This window comes from Cucumibacter marinus DSM 18995 (genome assembly GCF_000429865.1).
Classification (GTDB): Bacteria; Pseudomonadota; Alphaproteobacteria; order Rhizobiales; family Devosiaceae; genus Cucumibacter; species Cucumibacter marinus.
Genome location: NZ_AUCR01000001.1, coordinates 350,076 through 370,827, shown reverse-complemented (window position 1 = coordinate 370,827; position 20,752 = coordinate 350,076). Strand labels below are relative to the sequence as shown.

Annotated in this window: 22 protein-coding genes; 16 read left to right on the top strand and 6 right to left on the bottom strand. The window is 62.2% G+C overall.

Going from position 1 to position 20,752, the window contains the following annotated elements; genetic code table 11:
* Positions 1-6 precede the first annotated feature (6 nt).
* From G489_RS0101955 to G489_RS0101935, 5 genes are all read left to right on the top strand, one after another.
* Positions 7-516: a dihydrofolate reductase gene (locus tag G489_RS0101955; RefSeq protein ID WP_029040102.1), complete on the top strand. Its 510-nt coding sequence runs from the start codon at positions 7-9 to the stop codon at positions 514-516.
* An 81-nt stretch (positions 517-597) separates the two neighbouring features.
* Complete coding sequence (hflK, locus tag G489_RS0101950; RefSeq protein WP_029040101.1) at positions 598-1,698, top strand: FtsH protease activity modulator HflK; 1,101 nt, start codon at positions 598-600, stop codon at positions 1,696-1,698.
* Complete coding sequence (gene hflC / locus G489_RS18685) at positions 1,698-2,678, top strand: protease modulator HflC (protein ID WP_081691344.1); 981 nt, start codon at positions 1,698-1,700, stop codon at positions 2,676-2,678. Before hflK ends, hflC begins: the two co-directional genes overlap by 1 nt.
* Positions 2,675-2,860, top strand: a complete 186-nt coding sequence (locus tag G489_RS0101940) for a DUF2065 domain-containing protein (RefSeq protein ID WP_029040100.1) — start codon at positions 2,675-2,677, stop codon at positions 2,858-2,860. Before hflC ends, G489_RS0101940 begins: the two co-directional genes overlap by 4 nt.
* 31 nt (positions 2,861-2,891) lie before the next feature.
* Positions 2,892-4,367 carry a Do family serine endopeptidase gene (locus G489_RS0101935; protein ID WP_051332201.1) on the top strand — a complete coding sequence of 492 codons (1,476 nt, stop codon included), beginning with the start codon at positions 2,892-2,894 and terminating at the stop codon, positions 4,365-4,367.
* 3 nt (positions 4,368-4,370) lie between these two features.
* On the opposite strand, the gene G489_RS0101930 is transcribed toward G489_RS0101935, so the two are convergent.
* Positions 4,371-4,916 carry a GNAT family N-acetyltransferase gene (locus tag G489_RS0101930; protein WP_029040098.1) on the bottom strand — a complete coding sequence of 182 codons (546 nt, stop codon included), beginning with the start codon at positions 4,914-4,916 and terminating at the stop codon, positions 4,371-4,373.
* A complete protein-coding gene (serB, locus tag G489_RS0101925) occupies positions 4,913-5,785 on the bottom strand; it encodes a phosphoserine phosphatase SerB (RefSeq protein WP_029040097.1) in 873 nt (290 codons plus the stop codon). Before serB ends, G489_RS0101930 begins: the two co-directional genes overlap by 4 nt.
* Positions 5,786-5,834: 49 nt before the next feature.
* On the opposite strand from serB, the gene miaA reads away from it, so the two are divergent.
* Complete coding sequence (gene miaA / locus G489_RS0101920) at positions 5,835-6,704, top strand: tRNA (adenosine(37)-N6)-dimethylallyltransferase MiaA (RefSeq protein ID WP_245578791.1); 870 nt, start codon at positions 5,835-5,837, stop codon at positions 6,702-6,704.
* Between the two features lie 1,399 nt (positions 6,705-8,103).
* On the opposite strand, the gene G489_RS0101910 is transcribed toward miaA, so the two are convergent.
* Together G489_RS0101910 and G489_RS0101905 are read right to left on the bottom strand one after the other, a co-directional pair.
* Positions 8,104-8,586 (bottom strand): YbaK/EbsC family protein, encoded by a 483-nt coding sequence (locus G489_RS0101910; RefSeq protein WP_029040095.1) that lies wholly within the window; start codon positions 8,584-8,586, stop codon positions 8,104-8,106.
* Between the two features lie 132 nt (positions 8,587-8,718).
* Complete coding sequence (locus tag G489_RS0101905; RefSeq protein WP_029040094.1) at positions 8,719-9,990, bottom strand: O-acetylhomoserine aminocarboxypropyltransferase/cysteine synthase family protein; 1,272 nt, start codon at positions 9,988-9,990, stop codon at positions 8,719-8,721.
* A gap of 421 nt (positions 9,991-10,411) precedes the next feature.
* Between G489_RS0101905 and G489_RS0101900 the strand changes: the two genes are divergently transcribed.
* The 8 genes from G489_RS0101900 (at position 10,412) to G489_RS0101865 (ending at position 17,746) form a co-directional block, all read left to right on the top strand.
* Positions 10,412-12,175 (top strand): acetolactate synthase 3 large subunit, encoded by a 1,764-nt coding sequence (locus G489_RS0101900; protein ID WP_029040093.1) that lies wholly within the window; start codon positions 10,412-10,414, stop codon positions 12,173-12,175.
* Between the two features lie 21 nt (positions 12,176-12,196).
* Positions 12,197-12,751 (top strand): acetolactate synthase small subunit, encoded by a 555-nt coding sequence (gene ilvN, locus G489_RS0101895; protein WP_029040092.1) that lies wholly within the window; start codon positions 12,197-12,199, stop codon positions 12,749-12,751.
* A gap of 70 nt (positions 12,752-12,821) precedes the next feature.
* Positions 12,822-13,820: an NAD(P)-dependent alcohol dehydrogenase gene (locus G489_RS0101890; RefSeq protein ID WP_029040091.1), complete on the top strand. Its 999-nt coding sequence runs from the start codon at positions 12,822-12,824 to the stop codon at positions 13,818-13,820.
* A gap of 93 nt (positions 13,821-13,913) precedes the next feature.
* Positions 13,914-14,894, top strand: coding sequence for an NAD(P)-dependent alcohol dehydrogenase (locus tag G489_RS0101885; protein ID WP_029040090.1), 981 nt, complete (start codon positions 13,914-13,916; stop codon positions 14,892-14,894).
* A gap of 2 nt (positions 14,895-14,896) precedes the next feature.
* The gene (locus G489_RS0101880; RefSeq protein ID WP_155889283.1) at positions 14,897-15,895 is read left to right on the top strand and encodes an NAD(P)-dependent alcohol dehydrogenase; all 999 of its coding nucleotides are present in this window, start codon (positions 14,897-14,899) and stop codon (positions 15,893-15,895) included.
* A gap of 168 nt (positions 15,896-16,063) precedes the next feature.
* Positions 16,064-16,495, top strand: a complete 432-nt coding sequence (locus G489_RS0101875; protein WP_029040088.1) for a hypothetical protein — start codon at positions 16,064-16,066, stop codon at positions 16,493-16,495.
* A gap of 4 nt (positions 16,496-16,499) precedes the next feature.
* Complete coding sequence (locus G489_RS0101870; protein WP_029040087.1) at positions 16,500-16,739, top strand: helix-turn-helix transcriptional regulator; 240 nt, start codon at positions 16,500-16,502, stop codon at positions 16,737-16,739.
* Positions 16,736-17,746, top strand: coding sequence for an NAD(P)-dependent alcohol dehydrogenase (locus G489_RS0101865; RefSeq protein WP_029040086.1), 1,011 nt, complete (start codon positions 16,736-16,738; stop codon positions 17,744-17,746). The genes G489_RS0101870 and G489_RS0101865 overlap by 4 nt, the downstream gene beginning before the upstream one ends.
* A 2-nt stretch (positions 17,747-17,748) precedes the next feature.
* Here G489_RS0101865 and G489_RS0101860 read toward each other — a convergent pair whose 3' ends face one another.
* Positions 17,749-18,837 (bottom strand): serine hydrolase domain-containing protein, encoded by a 1,089-nt coding sequence (locus G489_RS0101860; protein WP_029040085.1) that lies wholly within the window; start codon positions 18,835-18,837, stop codon positions 17,749-17,751.
* A gap of 90 nt (positions 18,838-18,927) precedes the next feature.
* Complete coding sequence (locus G489_RS0101855) at positions 18,928-19,308, bottom strand: MerR family transcriptional regulator (protein WP_029040084.1); 381 nt, start codon at positions 19,306-19,308, stop codon at positions 18,928-18,930.
* Positions 19,309-19,396: 88 nt separating this feature from the next.
* On the opposite strand from G489_RS0101855, the gene G489_RS0101850 reads away from it, so the two are divergent.
* Positions 19,397-19,816 (top strand): hypothetical protein, encoded by a 420-nt coding sequence (locus G489_RS0101850; protein ID WP_029040083.1) that lies wholly within the window; start codon positions 19,397-19,399, stop codon positions 19,814-19,816.
* A gap of 115 nt (positions 19,817-19,931) precedes the next feature.
* Positions 19,932-20,672, top strand: a complete 741-nt coding sequence (locus G489_RS0101845; protein WP_029040082.1) for a pyridoxine 5'-phosphate synthase — start codon at positions 19,932-19,934, stop codon at positions 20,670-20,672.
* Positions 20,673-20,752 lie beyond the last annotated feature (80 nt).

Sequence of the window (20,752 nt, the reverse complement as noted above, 5' to 3'; positions counted from 1 at the left end):
TTGCCGATGAAACCAAGTCTTGCGCTGATCGCGGCGGTCGGCCGGAACAACGTGATCGGGCATGGCCCGGACATCCCCTGGCGGCTGCCTTCGGACCAGCAGTTCTTCAAGCGGATCACCATGGGAAAGCCCATTATCATGGGCCGCAAGACCTTCGAGACGTTCAAACGCCCCTTGCCGGGCCGCACCAGCATCGTGGTGACCCGCCAGCTATCCTTCCAGCCGGAGGGGGTGCTGGTCGCCAATTCCCTCGAAAAGGCGCTGACCCTTGCCGAGGAGATCGCCCGGCGCGACGAGGCCAGTGAGATCTTCGTAATCGGCGGTGGCGACCTTTACGCGCAGGCGATTGGCATTGCAAAGCGGCTCTACATCACCCATGTGAATGCCGAACCGGCAGGAGATGTGGTGTTTCCTCAGATCGATCCGGCGGAATGGACCGGCTTTACGCGCTCGGACTACGAGGCCGACCCCGCGGACAGCACGGATTATACAGTCCGTGTTTACGAACGCGCGTGACCATCCGGCGCGTGCATTGATCCGTAACACCCCTGTCTCTATAAAAACCGGCAGTAAATGCCGAATGATGAAAGGCTTCAAATGGCTTGGAACGACAACCGGGGAGGCGGCGGCCGCAATAATGGCGGACCGTGGGGCCAGGCGCCCGGTGGCGGAAACAGTGGTGGTGGTGGCGGCGGAGGGCCCAGAAGGCCCGGCGGTCCGAACCTGGAAGACATTCTCAATCGTGGGCGCGACAGCTTCAGTGGTGGCGTGCCCGGGGGTCGTTGGGGGATCGTGGCAGTCGTTCTGGCGGTCATTGTGGTGTGGGTATTTCAGTCGGTCTATACCGTCGATCCGCAGCAACGTGGTGTCGAATTGCTGTTTGGCCAGCCCAAGGACGAGCTCTCGGATCCGGGACTTCACTTCGTTTTCTGGCCCGTCGAGACCGTTGAACTGGTCGACACGGCGGAAAACCAGACCCGGATCGGCTCGGTTCGATCGTCGCGCGGCACATCGTCCGGCGAGGGCCTGATGCTCTCGGGCGACCAGAATATAGTCGATGTGGCGTTCTCGGTTCTGTGGCGCGTGGGCGACCCCGCGTCCTATCTGTTCAATGTCCGCGAGCCCGACACCATGGTCACCCGCGCCGCAGAAAGCGCCATGCGTGAAGTGGTGGGCCGCCGTCTGGCACAGGACATCTTCCGTACCGACCGTGCAGGCATCGAGATCGAGGTGCAGGACATCACCCAGTCGATCCTTGATTCCTACGGCGCCGGCATCTCCATCGCGCAGATCGCGATCGAGGATGTGGCGCCGCCTGCCGAAGTGGCCGACGCGTTTGACGAAGTCCAGCGTGCCGAGCAGGACGAAGACCGGTTCCAGGAAGAAGCCCGCCAGTATGCCAATACCCAGCTGGGTCAGGCACGAGGCGAGGCGGCTCAGGTCCGCGAAGATGCGGCCGCCTACAAGGACCGCGTCGTCAAGGAAGCCGAGGGTGAGGCATCGCGCTTCATCGCCGTCTACCAGGAATATGCTCGCGCACCGGAAGTGACCCGCAAACGTATTTTCCTCGAAACGCTCGAAGAAGTGCTTGGCAATTCCGAGAAGGTGATCATCGAAAGCGGCGCAGGGGGCGGTGTTGTGCCGTATCTGCCGCTGCCTGAAGTGCAGAGCCGCAACAACGCACGGACGGGAGGCTAATCATGAGCCGAGTTTTGATTGTAGTCGTCGTCCTGATCCTCGCGTCCTACGCGGTCCTGTCGTCGCTGTTCGTGGTCAATGAGCGCCAGCAGGCCGTTGTCACCCGGTTCGGTGAGATCGCCCGCGTAGAGCAGGAGCCTGGCCTTTACTGGAAGGTGCCGACCGATTTCGTCGAATCCGTCCAGATCATCGAAGACCGTATCCTGCGTTACGATCTTGAAGACATCACCGTGCAGGTCGCAGACGGCAAGTTCTACGTCGTCGACGCGTTCCTTGCCTACAAGATCTCCGACCCGCGGCTTTTCCGTGAACAGGTGCAGGCGGATCTCGCCCGCGCGGAAGACCGCATCGGCACCCGTCTGAACTCCGCCCTGCGCCAGGTCTATGGTCAGCGCGAGTTCAACGCCGCTCTTTCCGAGCAGCGCGGGGAGATGATGCGTGAAGCCGCCGAACTGATCCGGCCGGACATCAACGACCTCGGCATCGATGTCGTCGACGTCCGCGTGCAGCGTACCGATCTGACGCAGGAAGTCTCGCAGCAGACCTTTGACCGTATGACGGCCGAACGTCTCGCCGAAGCGGCTCGTCTGCGCGCCCGTGGTCAGGAACAGGCGCAGACCATTCGCGCCCAGGCCGACCGTCAGGTTGTCGAAATCCTGGCGAGTGCCAACCGCGATGGCCAGATCCTTCGCGGTGAGGGCGATGCGACACGGAACGCGATCTTCGCCGAAGCCTATGGGCAGGACCGCGAGTTCTTCGCGTTCTACCGGTCCATGCAGTCGTATACGCGCGCCTTGCAGGACTCGAACACGTCGCTGGTGTTGTCTCCGGATTCGGAGTTCTTCCAGTACTTCCAGTCGGATAATCTGACAGGGGCACTGACGCCGGATGCGATCGAGGTGCCGGAGGCTGTCGATCCGGCAGTGACGGTTCCTGCGCTCACCAATGACGCGGAGGTGGCACCGGAAGCCGGTCAATGACCGAGTTTCTGGCCGCTCTCGGCCTTGCTATCGTCTTGGAAGGGCTGCTTTATGCAGCCTTTCCGACCCAGATGAAGCGGGCCATCGAACTGGTTCTCGGCTCGCCCGATAACCAAATCCGCGTGATTGGGCTTTGCGCCGCCGGTCTTGGGCTTATGCTGCTGCTATTGGTCCGGGGATAGGTGGGGCAAACCGGGCAGCAAGGGAGGAACTATGCGTACGCCCGCAACCATGATGTTGCCCGCTGCCGCAAGGCTTGTCCTGGCGGCGCTCGTGCTTATGACTGGCCTGGGTACTGCGTTCGCGCAGTCCCAGTCGCCGCTGAGGGGGCCGCGATCGGTTGCCGACCTGGCGCGCGAACTCACCCCGAGTGTCGTCAATATTTCGACCACCCGCCGCATCCCCGGCGGTGCCGGTTTCCCGTTCCCCGAGACGCCGGAAGGTTCCCCGCTTCGCGACCTGTTCGATCGACTGCAGCCTGAAGAGGGCCTGCCCGAACGTGAAGTCGCCTCGCTGGGATCGGGTTTCGTGATCGATGAAAGCGGTCTGATCGCCACCAATAATCACGTCATCGCCGATGCCGAGGAGATCGTGGTCCTGTTTCCTGACGGGCAACAGGTCGAGGCCAGCCTTGTGGGCTCCGATGACAAGACCGATCTCGCGGTGCTGCGGATCGATACGGACCGCGAGCTGGTACCGGTGCGCCTGGGGGATTCCGAGATCACCGAAATCGGTGATTGGGTGATGGCGATCGGTAACCCGTTCGGCCTTGGCGGCTCGGTGTCCCTGGGCATTGTTTCCGCCCGCAACCGCGACATCAATTCCGGGCCTTATGACAATTTCATCCAGACCGATGCTGCCATCAACCAGGGCAATTCGGGTGGGCCGCTGTTCGACATGCATGGGGATGTCGTGGGCATCAACACTGCTATCATCGCGACGGGCGGCCAGTCGCTCGGTGTCGGCTTTGCCATTCCGATCAACCTGGCGCGGCCGGTGCTGTTTCAACTCGCCGAATATGGCGAGACCCGCCGCGGCTGGCTCGGCGTCGGCATCCAGGACGTTACAAGCGACATCGCCGAAAGCCTGGGCCTCACATCGACCGAAGGCGCGTTGGTGCTCTCGGTGACCGGCAATGGCCCTTCGGACGGGCTGATCGAGCAGGGCGACATCATCACCACATTCGACGGCAAGCGCGTCGAGCGCATGCGGGACTTGCCACGGATTGTGGCGGAGACCGAGATCGGCAAGCAGGTCGATGTCGAAGTGCTGCGCGACGGCGATACCGTTACCGTCAATGTCACACTCGGGCGTCTTGAACAGGAAGAAGCGCGCGTCGCGGAAAACCGGCAGGACGAACCGGACGCACCTGAGCCGGTGCCGCCGCTTACCGGCGATATCCTGGGCATGATCCTTTCGGAAATGACGGACGCGCTGCGCGATACCCACACCATCGACACCGAAGTGCACGGGGTGGTGGTCACCGAGATCGACCGTAACGCCGATGCCTTCGACAAGGGCCTGCGGACGGGCATGGTGATCGCCCAGGTCGATCAGCAGCCGGTCAATTCGCCCGAGGACGTTGCCAACATCGTCGACACGGCCCAGGCCAACGGCAAGGGCGCCGTGCTGATGATGGTGCAGGACCCGCGCGGCAACAGCCGCTTCCTCGCCATCCGGATCGAATAAGGCCTAACCCGCCAATAGCGGATTCTTGATGCGGTAGAGCACGTGGGGGCGCAGCTTATGCCCCCGTGGCACCTTGGGGTGGTTGAAATTCTCTGTCGGATCGCTGGTCATCCCGATCTTCTGCATGACCCGCTGTGAGGGCGTGTTGCCTTCATAGGTGAAAGCCACGACCTCCGGGATCTTCGCTTCCCGCCAGGCATGATCAAGGCAGGCCAAAGCAGCCTCAGGCGCATATCCGTGGCCCCAATAGCGCTTGCCCAAAAGCCAGCCGATCTCGATTTCGGGATTGCCGGGTACCTCGTACGGAACCTTGGAGATGCCGACGTCACCGAGGAAAGCGCCGTCCTTCTTGCGCTCGACAACCAGAAACCCGAAACCGTCCCGCGCCAGGTTCTCGCGATAGCGGTCGATCATCGCATAGGCCTCGGCTTCGCTCAGTGTGCTGGGATAAAACCGACGCACATAGGGGTCGGCAAGCATCCGGGCATAGGGCGCGTAATCGCGCGGCATCCAGTCCCGCAAAACCAGCCGTTCGGTTTCCAGTCTCATCGCACGATCTCGCTTTCTTCATAGCCTTGCAGATAGAGCAGGGCCGTCAGGTCCGCGTGGTCAATCCGGACTTCCGCAGACTCGGCGACAGCGGGCTTGGCATGCAGGGCCACCCCCATGCCGGCGGCCTTGATCATCGGCAGGTCATTGGCGCCGTCCCCCACGGCCAGCGTTGCGGCGCGCGGAATACCCAGCTGCTCGATCTCTGTCTCGAGCCGCGCCAGCTTGGTCGAACTGTCAACGATCGGCTCGCTGACGGTACCCGACAGCGAATCTCCATCGAACTCGAGCGTGTTGGCCGCGACTGCGTCGAAGCCGATGCGCTTGCCGATGTGATCGGCAAAGAAGGTGAAGCCGCCCGAGACCAGCACGGTGCGCGCGCCATAGGCCTTCATGGTCTGCACCAGCGCCCGCCCGCCCGAGGCATAGGTGATCTTCTCGCGCCGGATTTCTTCCATCACTGCCCGTTCGATGCCCTTCAAAAGGCCGACGCGCTCCTTGAGCGCGCCGATGAAGTCGATCTCCCCGCGCATGGCGCGCTCGGTAATGGCTGCGATCCGTTCCTTGATACCAAGCGCATCGCCGAGCTCGTCGACGCACTCCTCGTTGATCATGGTCGAATCCATATCCGCGATCAGCAGCTTCTTGCGCCGGTTCGAGAGCGGAACATGCGCCGCATCGATCGGCCTGGCGCCGATCAGTGCGCGGGCATCGCCCAGCGGGTCGCTTGACTTCGGATGCGTGATCTCGCAGGCAATGCGCTGGTTGAGCCAATTGAGCTCGCCCCCGGTCTCCGCCTCGATGCGCCGCGCCAGCGTATCGTCGAGTGCCGGGTCTTCGGGATGGGCGACAAGAACGAGCACGGACATAAGGGAACTCCGCAACTTGGGTGCTGAAAACTCACCGATAGGCGGCAAGGTGGTTCTGATAGCCGGTCCCACCGCGAGCGGCAAGACGGGCCTTGCCATCGAACGCGCGCAGCGGTCGGGCGGGGTCATTGTGAACTCCGATTCCATGCAGGTTTATGACGTGTTGCGGGTCCTGACGGCTCGGCCGGACGCCGCCGAGATGGCTGCTGCCCCGCATCATCTGTTCGGCTTTGTGCCTCCGTCCCAACGGTTTTCGACCGGCGCATGGCTCGCCGCCGTGCGCGAGAAACTGGCCGGTAAACTGTCCGATGCGCCTGAGATCATCTTTGCCGGTGGAACCGGGCTCTACTTCGAAGCCCTGACACAGGGTCTCGCCGAGGTGCCGCCGGTCGACCCGGCGATCGTGCGGAAGGTCGAGGCCACGATTGCGGGGCTCGATGCTGATGACCGGGCCCGCCTGATGGCAGCGCGCGACCCTGCCATGGCCGAGCGTCTCGAGGTGCCCGATACCCAGCGCGTGGTGCGGGCGCTCTCGGTGCTCGAAGCGACGGGCCGGTCCCTCGCGGCCTTCCTCGATGCCCCGCAAACCCCGATTGTCGATCCGGCCAGTGCCGAGCGCATCGTGCTCGCCCCCGACCGGACCAGGCTCCGCGCCCGCATCCGCCAGCGTTTCGAGGCGATGATGGAAGGCGAGGCCATCGAAGAGGTGAGGGCGCTCAACGCGCTCGGTCTCGATCAATCCCTGCCGGCCATGAAAGCCATCGGCGTGCCCGAAATCACAGCCATGTTGGCGGGGGACAGGACGCGCGAGGAGGTTATCGAGAAGGCCTCGATTGCCACCGGACAATACGCCAAGCGCCAGGAAACATGGTTCCGGAACAGAATGGCCGATTGGCGGCGGATCGATCCGCTGGAGTGAGAAAGCTGCATTGGCATTCAGACGACGTGGTTCCAATTTCCACCCTCGCCCTTCGAGGCTCGGTTTCACCTCGCACCTCAGGGTGAGGGGGTGAGAGAGTGGAGCGCACCCCACTCCGGGGCCGCCCCAGACCTGATCCGGGGCCTGTTCATTTCTAACGAGGTCCCGGCTCGGAGGCCGGAACAGCGCGGTTCATTGGCAGTGGGCTCGCCCAACCACCGGCGTCATTCCCGTGAAAACGGGAATCCAGGGGAGCTTGCACCAGAGAACTGGTGGTTATGTTCATTGCGCGCCGCCGGCGCCATCACCACCAGCCCTAACCCTCTGATTCACATAGATTCCCGCCTCCGCGGGAATGACGGTGAGAGTGCTGCAGCGCCGGAACGCTGTCTTTTCGCACCCTCGCCCTTTGACGGGCTCGGGGTGAGGGCTTGGGGTAGCATCCTTCCGGGCCGCCCCGGCCTCCGAGCCGGGGCCTGTTCGCACTTGGCGTGGAGGTCCCGGATCGGGTCCGGGACAGCGCGGTATTGGTGCAAGCGTTCACCCCGACAGCCCCGGCAGGCTTTTGCCTCCAGGGTTTGCGATAGAGCGGGAGTGGGACGCGGAACGTCTCATCCGAAACTAGTAAAAGCGAGGCGCACCGCGTCCCACTCATCCGGGGTTTTGGGCTTGGACTGCGTCAACGGGCTGGGGTCAATCCCCGCTCTCTTTCGAGAGTACACCGCCGCCGTAACGGCAGCCGGCTCCGGCGCAGTTTTGGCCTCCGCTGGAGCGACCTCCATCGGACCCGGACCCTTTCCGTCAGAAGGCTCGTATGCATCCTCGCTCCGTGCCGGCAGGTGAGTGGATGATAAGAGAGGTAGTGTGGGTGGGGATAAGTTCTTTCTAGAACCCGACCCTTCGAGCATAGCTCTCAGGGTGTTCGTCGCTTCAAAAGGTCCACCGGACCTTTTGACCGGGCTGCGCCCGACCGCTTCTCACTGTCGCGACCACGCTCAATTGCAGGTTGGTTCGCAAAGGATAAGGGAGGTTTTTGGGGCGGGGATAACTTCGATCCGGCCCGAAGGGCAAAATCAGTCCGGTGGACTGGTTTTAGTTGAGAAGGCCATGAGAGCTACGCTCGAATGGCTTGAGCCTGTCGCCCTAGCCCTTCGAGGCTCGGTTTCACCTCGCACCTCAGGGTGAGGGCTGTAACGTTTTGAGGGCTCGATCCCACCCGCAGCGTCATTCCGACGAAAGTCGGAATCTACTCGCATCGGCTCTTGAGCACATCGTCAGCACTAATGCCAACCGCGTGCGCGAGTGGATCCCGGATCAGGTCCGGGATGACGGCAGAGAGTGTGGCAGCGCACCAGCTTCAATCTCAACTTTGTCCTGAGCCTGTCCCAGAATGGGCCCCTCAGGTTACGTCGATGCGGCGGGCGCCGGTGAGCTGGCTGAGGGTCTCGGCGGTGGTGGGGAACACAGAGCGCGGATGCCCCGCAGCGGCCCAGACCTCGCCGAGGTCGAACAGGGTTTCGTCCATATAGACATCGACCTCGCCGACATGGCCGACCGGGGACACCCCGCCGATCGAAAAGCCGGTATGGGTCTTGACGAAATCCGCGTCGGCGCGCCCGAGCTTTTCGCCGATTTGCCGGCCCGAGCGCTTTTCGTGCACCCGGTTGGCGCCGGAAACGAGCAGCAAATAGGCCTGGCCCGATTCAACACCGCGGAAAATCAGCGATTTGACGATCTGCGCGACGTCCACGCCGAGAATATCGGCCGCCATTTGCGCGGTATGCGCCGAACCGTCAAGCACGCGGATCCGCGTTTCGAGGCCCGCATGATCGAGTGCGGTCTGGACACGCTTTTCGCTCTCGGTGAAGTCGATTTCTGACATGGGGAAGGGCGCGCGGTGGGACAATCGGAAGTGATTGTTCAACCAATACTGTATCTTATGAGTCGTGTCACCGCATTGTTGACCGATTGGTCAAGGCAGTGCCGCCCCGGATGAGGGCGGCACCGCAATCAATCAGACGGCGGCCAGCGCCTGTTCGATATCCGCAATGATGTCATCGGCATGCTCGATGCCGACCGAGATCCGAACCATGTCGGGGGAAACGCCCGCAGATTTCAGCTCTTCATCATTGAGCTGGCGGTGGGTGGTGGTTGCCGGATGGCAGGCCAGGGTCTTGGCATCGCCGATATTCACGAGGCGATAGATCATCTGCAAGGAGTCGATGAACTTCGCACCTGCATCGCGGCCGCCTTCGACCCCGAAGCTGAGAATGCCCGAGGCCTTGCCCTTGGTGATCTTGTTGGCCAGCGCATGATAGGGGCTGTCGGGCAGGCCGGCATAGGCGACCCAGGTCACCTTGGGGTGTGCCTTGAGATATTCGGCCACCTTCTGGGCGTTTTCGCAGTGCCGGTCGATCCTGAGGCCCAGGGTCTCGAGGCCCTGCAGGAACAGGAAGGCGTTCTGCGGGGCGAGCGCAGCGCCGGTATTGCGCAGCGGCACCACGCGGCAGCGACCGATAAAGGCTGCCGGCCCGAGCGCCTCGGTATAGACGACGCCGTGATAGGAGGGGTCCGGCTCGTTGAGCATGGGGAAGCGCTCTTTATGAGCGGCCCAGTCGAACTTGCCGGAATCGACAACGATCCCGCCGATCGAATTGCCGTGCCCGCCGATATACTTGGTGAGGGCGTGGACAACGATATCCGCGCCCAGATCGATCGGGCGGCAGAGATACGGGGTGGCGACCGTATTGTCGACGATCACCGGCACGCCATGCCGGTGCGCGATTTCGACGATCTTCTCGATATCGACGACATTGCCCGCCGGGTTGCCGATGGACTCGCAGAACACGGCCTTGGTCTTGTCGTCGATCGAGGCTTCAAGCTTGTCGAAATCGGCCGCATCGAACATGCGCACATCGAGCCCCTGGCGCGGGAAGGTGTGCTTGAACAGATTGTAGGTGCCGCCATAAAGCTGGGAGGTCGAGACGATATTGTCGCCGGCCTCGGCAATGGTCTGGATCGCATAGGTGATGGCGGCCATGCCCGAAGCAAGCGCCAGCCCGGCGATCCCGCCTTCCATCTCCGCCACGCGCTGTTCCAGAACCGCGTTGGTGGGGTTCATGATGCGGGTGTAGATATTGCCTTCCACCTTGAGGTCGAACAGATCGGCACCGTGCTGGGTGTCGTCAAAGGTGTAGGACGTTGTCTGGTAGATCGGCACGGCTGCCGAGCGCTGCGGGGCCTCCGGCGTATAGCCATGATGCAGGGCAATGGTTTCAAGTTTCACGACAATACCTCTCCGATTCTGAAACGGCGCGGATTTGACCACGGCGCGGCACAACGGGGCAAGCGGGTCAATCGAGACGATTGTTTCAAAAACCACTGGCGTTGTGAAAAACTTGCGCGCGGCGCCCCGATTGCGCGGATCGCGGTGAAACGGACATATTCTCTTGACCGGAGAAAAATCCCCGCTTACCAATACCGCCGCAACAAGAAAGACCAGAGACCCGACTGATGTCGAACCTCATTCTCGTAGTAACAAGGCGCATTGTCCCGTGATCCGGTAAGGTTCACGATCGATGATGCGCATCCGGCCCCCTCTGAGGGGCTTTTTTAATGCCCGATTTCGGGTAAAACCCGGCCCAAGCGCCGGAACACGGACCGGCTTCAGGGGCCGGCGCGGTAAGGACGGTTAGGAGACAGGACCAATGGCGGAACAGATGACCGGCGCCGAGATCGTTATCCAGGCTTTGAAGGATAACGGTGTCGAACATATCTTCGGATATCCCGGTGGCGCCGTACTACCCATCTATGACGCGCTGTTCCAGACCGAGGGCATCGAGCACATCCTGGTCCGGCACGAACAGGGCGCGACCCACGCTGCAGAGGGCTATGCGCGCTCGACCGGCAAATGCGGACTGGTTCTGGTGACCTCCGGCCCCGGCGCGACCAATGCGGTCACCGGGCTGACCGATGCGCTGCTGGATTCGGTTCCCCTGGTCTGCATCACGGGCCAGGTGCCGACTTCGCTGATCGGGTCGGACGCCTTCCAGGAATGCGACACCGTCGGCATCACCCGGAACTGCACCAAGCACAATTATCTCGTCAAAGACGTCAACGATCTCGCCCGGGTCCTGCACGAGGCGTTTTATGTGGCGACCACGGGCCGCCCTGGTCCGGTTGTCGTCGACATCCCGAAGGACGTTCAGTTCGCGCTGGGCAACTACAAGAAGTCCGCCAATGGCGCGACCCAGCACGCCAGCTACCGGCCCCAGACCGAAGGGGATTCGGCGGCGATCGAGGCTGCGGTCGATCTGATGCTGAAAGCGGAAAAACCGGTGTTCTATACCGGCGGCGGCGTCGTCAATTCGGGTCCCGAGGCCTGCGAGCATCTGCGCGAGCTCGCAGCGCTGACCGGCTTCCCGGTCACCTCGACCCTGATGGGGTTGGGCGCGTTCCCGGCCAACAACAACCAGTGGCTGGGCATGCTGGGCATGCATGGCACTTATGAGGCCAATCTGGCCATGCATGACTGCGACCTGATGATCAATATCGGGGCGCGGTTCGACGATCGCATTACCGGGCGGATCGACGGCTTCTCGCCCAATTCGATGAAGATCCACGTCGATATCGATCCCTCATCGATCAACAAGAACATCACCGTCGATATCCCGATTGTCGGGGATTGCGCCTCGGTGCTCGAGGAGATGGTCCGTGTCTGGCGCACCAAGACCAACACCTCGCGCGAAGATGCGCTCAAGCCCTGGTGGAAGCAGATCGAGGACTGGCGGTCGGTCAAATCCCTGTCGTTCAAGAACTCGGACACGGTGATCAAGCCGCAATATGCGGTTCAGCGCCTTTACGAGGCCGTGAAGGATCGCGACGTCTACATTACTACCGAGGTCGGCCAGCATCAGATGTGGGCGGCGCAGCATTTCCATTTCAACGAGCCCAAGCGCTGGATGACATCGGGTGGGCTCGGGACCATGGGCTATGGCTTGCCGGCGGCAGTCGGGGTCCAGGTGGCGCATCGCGATGCACTGGTCATCGACATTGCCGGTGAGGCGAGCGTCCAGATGACCATGCAGGAGATGTCGACGGCGGTTCAATACGGCCTGCCGATCAAGATCTTCATCCTCAACAACGAATATATGGGCATGGTGCGCCAGTGGCAGGAATTGCTGCATGGCGGGCGCTATTCGCAGAGCTATTCGGAAAGCCTGCCCGATTTCGTCAAACTGGCCGAAGCCTATGGCGGCAAGGGGATACGCTGCTCCGACCCCAAGGAGTTGGATGATGCCATCGCCGAGATGATCGACAGCGATCTGCCGGTGATCTTCGACTGCGTTGTCGACAAGGTCGAGAACTGCTTCCCGATGATCCCGTCGGGCAAGGCGCATAATGAGATCATTCTGCCCGATACCGCCGATATCGGCTCCATCATCGATGACAAGGGCAAGGTCCTCGTCTGAGGCACCGGGAGGAAAAGACCAATGAACGCCAAGTTTCAGCCGACCGGTTCCGCCTATTTCATCGTGCCGGACACCCAGAACCCCGAGCAGCACATCCTCTCGGTGATCGTCGACAATGAGCCGGGCATTCTCGCTCGCATAGCCGGGCTGTTCTCCGGGCGGGGCTATAATATCGACAGCCTCACGGTCTCCGAGACCGAACATGAAAAGCACCTGTCGCGCATCACCATTGCGGTGACCGCGACCCCGAAGATGCACATGCAGATCCGCATGCAGCTCGACCGGCTGGTGCCCGTACACCGGGTGCTTGACCTGACCGCCGAGGGCAATGGCCTCGAGCGCGAGCTGGCGCTGGTCAAGGTCGCCGGCAAGGGCGAAAACCGGGTCGAGACCCTGCGCCTCGCCGAAGCCTTCCGCGCCCAGGTGGTCGATGCGACCACCGACAGCTTCGTGTTCGAGATCACCGGCAAATCCTCCAAGATCGAGCAGTTCATCACCCTGATGCAGCCGCTCGGGCTGGTGGAAGTGGTGCGCACCGGCCGCACGGCCATCTCGCGAGGCCCCGAAGGGATGTAGGCACGGCCCCTTGAACCGTCACAAAGGTGTATTATCTGACCAATACACCTGACGTGTGATGGGGGACGCCATGAAAGCTGCTGTTTGTAACGCCTATGGGCCGGCGGAGAATGTGCATATCACCGATGTGCCGAAGCCAGAGCCCGGTGACGATGAAGTCCTGATCCGGGTCATCGCCTCGGATGTGAACATCGCCGATGTTCGCATTCGCGCCCTTCGGGCGCCGGACGGGCCGAAGCTCCTGGGCAATCTGTTCATGCGCCTGATGCTGGGGTTGACCCGCCCCAAAGTATCGGTGTTCGGCCTGAACCTGGCCGGCACCGTCGAGGCTGTTGGCAGGAACGTCACCCGCTTCAAGCCTGGCGACAAGGTATTCGGTAGCGCCGGGTTCGACATGCTTTGCCATGCCGAATATCGCTGTCTGCCCCAAAACGGGCAGCTCAAGCTCATTCCCGAGGGGATGTCATACGCCGACGCCGTGGCGCTGTTGTTTGGCGGCATGACGGCGCTGACCTTCTTCCAATGCGCCAAGCTGGAAAATGGCGAAAAGGTCCTGATCAATGGCGCCTCGGGCGCCGTGGGGACCTCGGCGGTGCAGATCGCCAAGCACAGCTATGGCTGTCATGTGACCGCGGTCTGCTCGGGCCGGAACGCCGACCTGGTCCGGTCGCTCGGCGCCGATGAGGTCATCGACTACACCAAGCAGGATTTCCGTGAGGGCGACGAGAAATACGATGTGATCATGGATTGCCACGGCAATGCGCCGCTCAAGCAAGTCGAGCACATGCTGACCGGCAAGGGGCGGCAACTCATGGTGATTGGCAGCCTGTGGGACCTCATGACCGGCAGTTCCAAGAAGCAGGTCGTCACCGGCGAAGAGCTGGGCAAGGACCATGCGTTCAGCCAGGCCATCATCGACGAACTGACGGCGTTGGCTGTTGGCGGCAAGCTGAAACCGGTGGTCGATCGCGTGGTCCCGTTCGAGGATATCGTCGAAGCCCATCGCTATGTCGATACCGGCCGCAAGCGCGGCATCCTGGTGCTCGATATCACCGGCGAGGCGGCCTGACCTCAGCCCTTTGTTCTGCAAGGTCGATTTTTGCACCGATCCCGGTAAGATCGGTCTTCCGTGCAGGCGACGCGGATGACCGGAGGAGGGGAAATGAAGGCAGCACTTTGTGAGCGTTACGGGCCGCCCGAGGTGCTGCGCATCGCCGATATCGAAAAACCTGTGATCAAGGACAACCAGGTCCTCATCCGCGTCGTCAATGCGACCGTGACCCTGGGCGACTGCGAATGCCGGTCCTTCAAGATGGCCAACTGGATCTGGATCCCGGCCCGTATTGCCTTCGGCATCCTCAAACCCCGCAATCCCGTGCTCGGCATGGAAGTCGCGGGAGAGATCGTCGAGGCCGGCAAGGACGTCACCCGTTTCAGGCCGGGCGACCGGGTGTTCGGCTCCACCAGTTTTTCGATGGGCGCCTATGCCCAGTTCAAGGCGCTCAATGAAAACGCGGCCATCGTGCCCATCCCCGATGGCGTGAGCTATGCCGAGGCGGCTGGCATCCCGACAGGCGGCCTCAACGGGCTCCACTTCGTGCGCCATGCCGACATCAAGGCCGGCGAAACCGTGCTGATTAATGGAGCCGGAGGCAGCATTGGCAGCTTTGCCCTGCAATTTGCCAAGCGGGCAGGCGCGGAAGTAACCGCGGTCGACCGGGGCGACAAGCTCGACATGCTGCGCGAACTCGGCGCGGACCACGTGATCGATTACCAGAAAGAGGAATTTACGCGCCTTGGCCGCCATTGGGACGTGATTATTGATGTTGTCGGTGTCGCGCCGTTCACGGGCGCCATGAATTCGCTCACGGATACCGGCCGGTTCTTCCTCGGCAATCCCAAATTCACACAGATGATGCAGGGGCTCTTCGCCTCGAAAAAAGACGGTAAGCGCGTGCTGTTCAAGCTCGCCGGCGAAGGCCGGGACGACCTGACCGAGATCGCGGCGCTGGTCGCGTCCGGTGCCATCAAGGTGCCGATCGATCGGCATTTTCCGCTTGAGGAGATTGGTGCCGCCCACCGCTATGTCGAGGCGGGCGACAAAAAGGGCATCGTTGTCATCGACATGCCTCAAGAAGGCTGACCTTGACCGGCAGAACCATGCGCGCTGTCGCCTATGATCGCTATGGCGGCGCTGATCGGCTGCACGTGGTTGAGCGGGCGGTACCCGCACCGCGCAATGGCGAGGTGCTGGTTCGCATCGGCGCGACCTCGATCAATTCCTGGGACTGGGACAAGCTGAGTGGCAATCTGATGGGTCGGTTCGACGGCCCGTTCAGGCCGAACCACCGGGTGCTTGGCGGTGACTTTGCAGGCGTGGTGGAGGCTGTGGGGCCGGGTGGGTCCGGGTTTTCACCGGGCGACAGGGTGTTGGGCGATCTCTCTGAATCAGGCTGGGGCGGCCTTGCCGACTACGCGACCGTCAAAACCGAGCATTTGGCCAAACTGCCTGACGGCGTTGGCCTGATCGAGGCATCCACCCTGCCGCAGGCGGCAACCCTGGCCCTTCAGGGGCTGCGCGACTATCGCGAGGTCGGGGCCGGGGACCGCGTACTGATCAATGGCGGAGGCGGCGGGGTCGGCAGCTATGCCATCCAGCTGGCGAAACGCGCCGGAGCGCACGTGACCGCTGTCGATCACGGCAGTAAGGCCGAAATGATGACGCGGCTCGGCGCCGATCGCACCATCGACTATCAGGGAACCGACTACACCCGTGCCGGCGAGACCTATGACCTCATCCTCGACTGCGTCGCCAGGCGTTCGCTCAAGCGCTATCGTGGCGTACTCAACCCCGGTGGTGTCCTGGTGATGGTCGGCGGCACGTTGCGGGCGATCCTCAAGGCGGTGATGCTGGGGGCACCGACCGACAAGAATGGTAACCGGGCCGTCAGATTGCTGATGTGGCGCCCGCGGCCCGCCGAATTCGCTGAACTGGCGGAAATGGTCAGGGACGGGGCCATCACGCCCGAGATCGATGCCGTCTACCCGCTCGAAGAGGCCCATATCGCGCTCGATCGGATCGGAAAAGGCGCAGTGCAGGGCAAGGCAGTCATCGCGATTGATCCTGATCTTGCCGCGAATTAAGCGCTGAGATTCGCCACGGTGCCGGCGGTGATTGCCTACAAGTGTGTCGGGAAAACATGTCGTTTGGTCGTATTTATCCGACAAGATGTAAAACAAACTTGACATGGTGTCATGCAAAGCTTACCTGTCTCGCCAGATTTGAAATCTGCCGATCGACGGAGGTTGGGCATGACATTCAAGGAACTCAACGCGGTTGTGTCGCTGCTGGGCAGCATCATTGCGGGAATATGGCTGGCGAACGATCTGATGGCAGCGGGCGGGCTCGAGGCCGGTGTTTCTGCTGCAGCGGTCAAGCTGTTGTGGGTGATCGGCTTTCTGGTGATCTTCAACATCGTCGGCATGATCCTGGCCGTCATTCTGGCCTCCATATTGCGAGGTGAAGAGGTCAAGGACGAAGCGACCGATGAGCGCGACCGGCTGGTCAGCGCAAAGGCGCTCGGCAATGGTTATCTCGTTGCCTCGATCGGCATGCTCGGCACCCTTGTAGCCTTTGCCATGGGGTGGGAGGCGACCCCGGCCATCCATGTGCTGTTCGGCGGTGCGCTGCTGGCTGGGGCCATCGAGGCCGGCTCCCGGCTCGTCTACTACCGGATCGGGTGACCCGATGGGCAAGGGACAATCCAGCATCACCAATACGATCCGCGTATTGCGGTTCAATGCCGGCGAGATGACCCAGGCAGCGCTTGCCGAAAAGGCGGGTGTCACCCGGCAGACCATCGTCGCCATCGAACAGGGGCGCTATTCGCCTTCGCTCGAAGTGGCGTTTCGCATCGCCCACGCCTTTGGCGTGCCGGTCACCGAGGTGTTCCAATGGACACCCGATAGAGGGGAGGCGGACCAATGAGGGCGATCCTTGCCGAACGCTATGGCGGGCCCGAAGTGCTGCGGCTCGCGGAACTGCCGAAGCCGGTCCCCGCGGATAACCAGGTCCTCATTCGTATCCACGCGACAGTCGCGACCCCGCCCGATTGCGCCTATCGCAAGGCTGATCCCTTCATCGTGCGGTTCTTTGCCGGTTTTATCCGGCCCAAGAACCAGGTGTTAGGCGACTCGCTGTCCGGCGTGATCGAGGCCGTGGGCAAGGACGTGACCCGCTTCAAGCCCGGTGATGAGGTTTTCGGCGCGACTTGCGAGGTGCTTGGCGCCTATGCCGAATACATCACGCTGTGCGAGAACGGGGCGCTGGCCAAAAAGCCCGAAGGCATCAGCCATGGCGAGGCCGCGGGGCTGGCCGAAGGGTTTCTGACAGCCATGCCGTTCATGCGCGATCACGGCCGGGTCGAGCCCGGAAAGACGGTGCTGATCAACGGCGCGTCGGGCAATGTCGGCTCTCTGGCGGTGCAGATCGCCAAACGTCTCGGTGCCGAGGTGACGGGCGTGTGTTCGGGGAGAAACACCGACATGGTGCTGGGCCTCGGGGCAGACAGGGTGATCGATTACACCAAACAGGATTTTACCCTTGGCGCTGGGCGCTATGATGTGATTTTCGACGCTGTCGGGAAATCGAGCTTCGGGCATTGCCGGCCGGTCCTCAACCGGCAGGGCGTCTATTTGACGACGGTGCCCACGCTGTCGGCGGTGACGCGCATGCTGATGGGCCGGATATTGGGCGGCAAGGGCAAGCGGGCGATCTTTGCCCCAACCGGCCTGCGCAAGCCGCATGAAAAGGCAAAGGATCTGCGTCTTCTCGCGGATTGGGCGGAGGCGGGGGCGATCAGGCTCATTATTGATCGGCGTTACCCGCTGGCCGACATGGCCAAAGCCCATGCCTATGTCGATACGGGCCGTAAACGGGGCAGCGTCGTGATCGAAGTGGTGGAGAGCCTCGAACAGGCCCAGGCGGCGCATTGAGATTAGCTGCTGGCCACCTTGCCATAGGCCTGCATCAAGAAGCGGTAGGGCAGTGACCGATTGGCCAACTGGTTGAGTGTGCCGGCGATATAGATATTGCGGTCGGCACACCAGTAGGCGAAGGCGCCCGAAATGCCTGAATGCCCCCAGAAGGTCGGCACCTTGCGGAAGGGCGAGAAATACCAGGGCAGCTTGAAGCGCATCAGGCCGACGCCGTATTCGAGCGGGAAAAAGATCGACCGCCATTCGCCGGTCATCTCCGGCAGATAATCGGTGGGAAAGATCTCGCCCGAATAAAAGCCCCTCAGGAACCGCAGCAGTTCGGTGCTGGTCGAGACTCCACCGCCGTCGAGCCTTACGCTTTGCATGGCGCGGGGAACCTGGATCAGTTCCGAGCCATTGCGCAGGTCGAGCGGATTGCCGTGGGCCAGGGCCTTGTCGCGCGTGAACAGATAGGTCTTTTTGAGCCCCAGCGGGATGGCGATATGCGTATCGACCACCGCGGCGAGGGAATGATTGGTAATCCTCTCAATAATGCCGCCCAGAAGCTGGAAATTGGTGTCCGAATAGAGCGCCTTGCCCTTCTGCCCGGGAACGAAGGCCGGCGTCAGATCATCGCGCACGGCTTCCAGCACGTCCTCCAGCGAATAGCTGCTGTCGGTCCCCTTGAGCATGGCGTCGGCGAAACGGGTGCCGTCCGCGCGTTTGCCCTCGAAATAGTCAGCGATCCCGGATGTGTGTGTGAGCAGGTGGCGAATAGTGATCTCGCCGGTCCGGTCCTGCCCGTCGAGCTTATGCAGGCCGGTCAGCGCGCCTTTGGGAAAATAGTCGACGATCCTGTCGTCGAGGGTGAGTTTCCCCTGCTTGCGCAGCCGCATGATGATCGCGGTCGCGAAGAGCTTGGTGGTGCTGGCGATGAAGAATGGCGTGTCAGGCGTCATCAGCGCCTCGCCAACAGTGCCGGCAGCGGCGTGCGCGCTTTGCCCGCTCTGCCCGTCATAGACGCTGACGGCCAGTTCATGGACGCCATTGCGCCCGGCCTGCCGGTTGACCAGCGCCTCGAGCGCCGCTTGCGGCGATTTCTCCTGCATAACCCAATGCGATCCTGTTGGCGTGACGCGCCGCTTCGTCACTTCGTCCCTTGATAACCGATAGTTGGGGTATGTGACGACAAAATCAACTCAGGCCTTGTCCGTGGGCGTCGATTGGCCGGCGCGCATCAGGGGGCAGGCGGCTGCGAGCCTTTGGGTGAGGGCGCGCCGCATGCGGGTGAGGTCCGATATCCGTTGGTCGATCGCCTCGATCTTCTCGGTCAGGACCTCGGCGACCCGCTCTGGCCCGAGCCCGTTTGCCCGGATTTCGGGAATTTCGGCCTCGATCTCAGAAAGCGAGAACCCCAGTGCCTTGGCGGTCGAAATGAAATCGAGCAGCAGCACGGTCTCTTCGGGGTAGTGCCGATAGCCATTGGGGCGCCGATGGGCGCGGATCAGCCCGCGCTTTTCATAATAGCGCAGCGTGTCCCGGCTGATGCCGGTGTGTTCGGAGAGTTCGCCGATCTGCATGCAGTGCCCCAACCCGGATAAGCCTTGACCTTAGAGTTTGCTCCAACCTTTACACCCCGGGAAAGCCAAACGTCAAAGGAGACAGACAGTGCTTTCCCAATCCCGTTTTCTCGCCATCGTCCGCATGAGCGCGATCTACGATCTCGTGGTCACTGCCGGCTTCATGACCCCATGGACGCTCATGCTTTTGTACGGCGTGCTGCAGGGGCTCGATGCCGGTCTCGGCCTGCCGGGGGAGTTCGCCCCGCTCAACACCGTGTCGATCCTGTTCGCCAACCTCCTCGGTTCGGTGGTCGTCGTCTGGGCGCTGGCGAGGCTGCATCTCAACTCGGCGCTGCTCGGACGCTATGACGCGGCGGCGCGCTGGCTGTTCGCAGCATGGCAGTTCAACGCGCTGCTCAATGGCGCAAGCTGGCTGATCATCGGCTTCCTGGTGGTCGAGATCGCCTTCGGCATTGCCCAGCTGCTGCCAGTCCGCGAGGAGCAAGGGCGCACCGCTGCGGCGTAACCGGAGTACGGGGCGGAGAGGGTGGTTGACCAACCTTGCGTCCGACTGTTCTTGCGTTCGTCACACGCGATTGCCAATATCGCTCTCCCGCCTCGTATCGATTCCGGAACACGCCATGACCGCCCTGTCCGTCAACCTCAATGCCGTTGCCATGTTGCGGAACAGGCGCGATCTGCCCTGGCCCAGCGTCACCGGGCTGGCGCGCGTGGTGCTCGAGGCGGGCGCCGATGGCATCACCGTGCATCCTCGCCCCGATGAGCGCCATATCCGCAAGACCGATGTCGGCGAGCTTGTGGCGCTGATCCGCGATGAGTTTCCGAAAGCCGAGTTCAACATCGAGGGCTATCCCTCCGAGGACTTCCTGGCGCTGGTCGAAACGGCAAAGCCGGACCAGGTGACCTTTGTGCCGGACAGCCCGGAGCAATCGACCTCGGACCATGGCTGGGACGTCGATGCCCATCGCGACGTTCTCGAACCCGCCATTGCGCGGATGAAGGCTGCCGGCATTCGCGTGTCGCTTTTCGTTGATGAGGACGCCGACATGCCGGCCCGCGCAAAAGCGGTCGGCGCAGACCGGGTCGAGCTCTATACCGGCCCCTATGGCGCGCTCGGCGGCACGGCAGAAGGGCGCAAGCATCTCGAAAAACTGGCGGCGACCGCGCGCGCAGCGCATGAGGCCGGGCTCGGCGTCAATGCGGGGCACGATCTGACCCTCGCCAATCTGCCGGACTTCATGGCGATCGTGCCCCATGTAGACGAAGCTTCGATCGGACATGGCATCACCTCTGATGCGCTGCTTTATGGTTTCGCCGAAGCGGCCCGCAAATACCGCAAGGCCCTCAACCCGGGCAGCTAGGCTCCTCTGCTACTCAAGCGATTACACCCGGGTGCGTGCTTAAATTTGGCGCGCGCCCCGCGTTTTCCTATCGTGCCGAA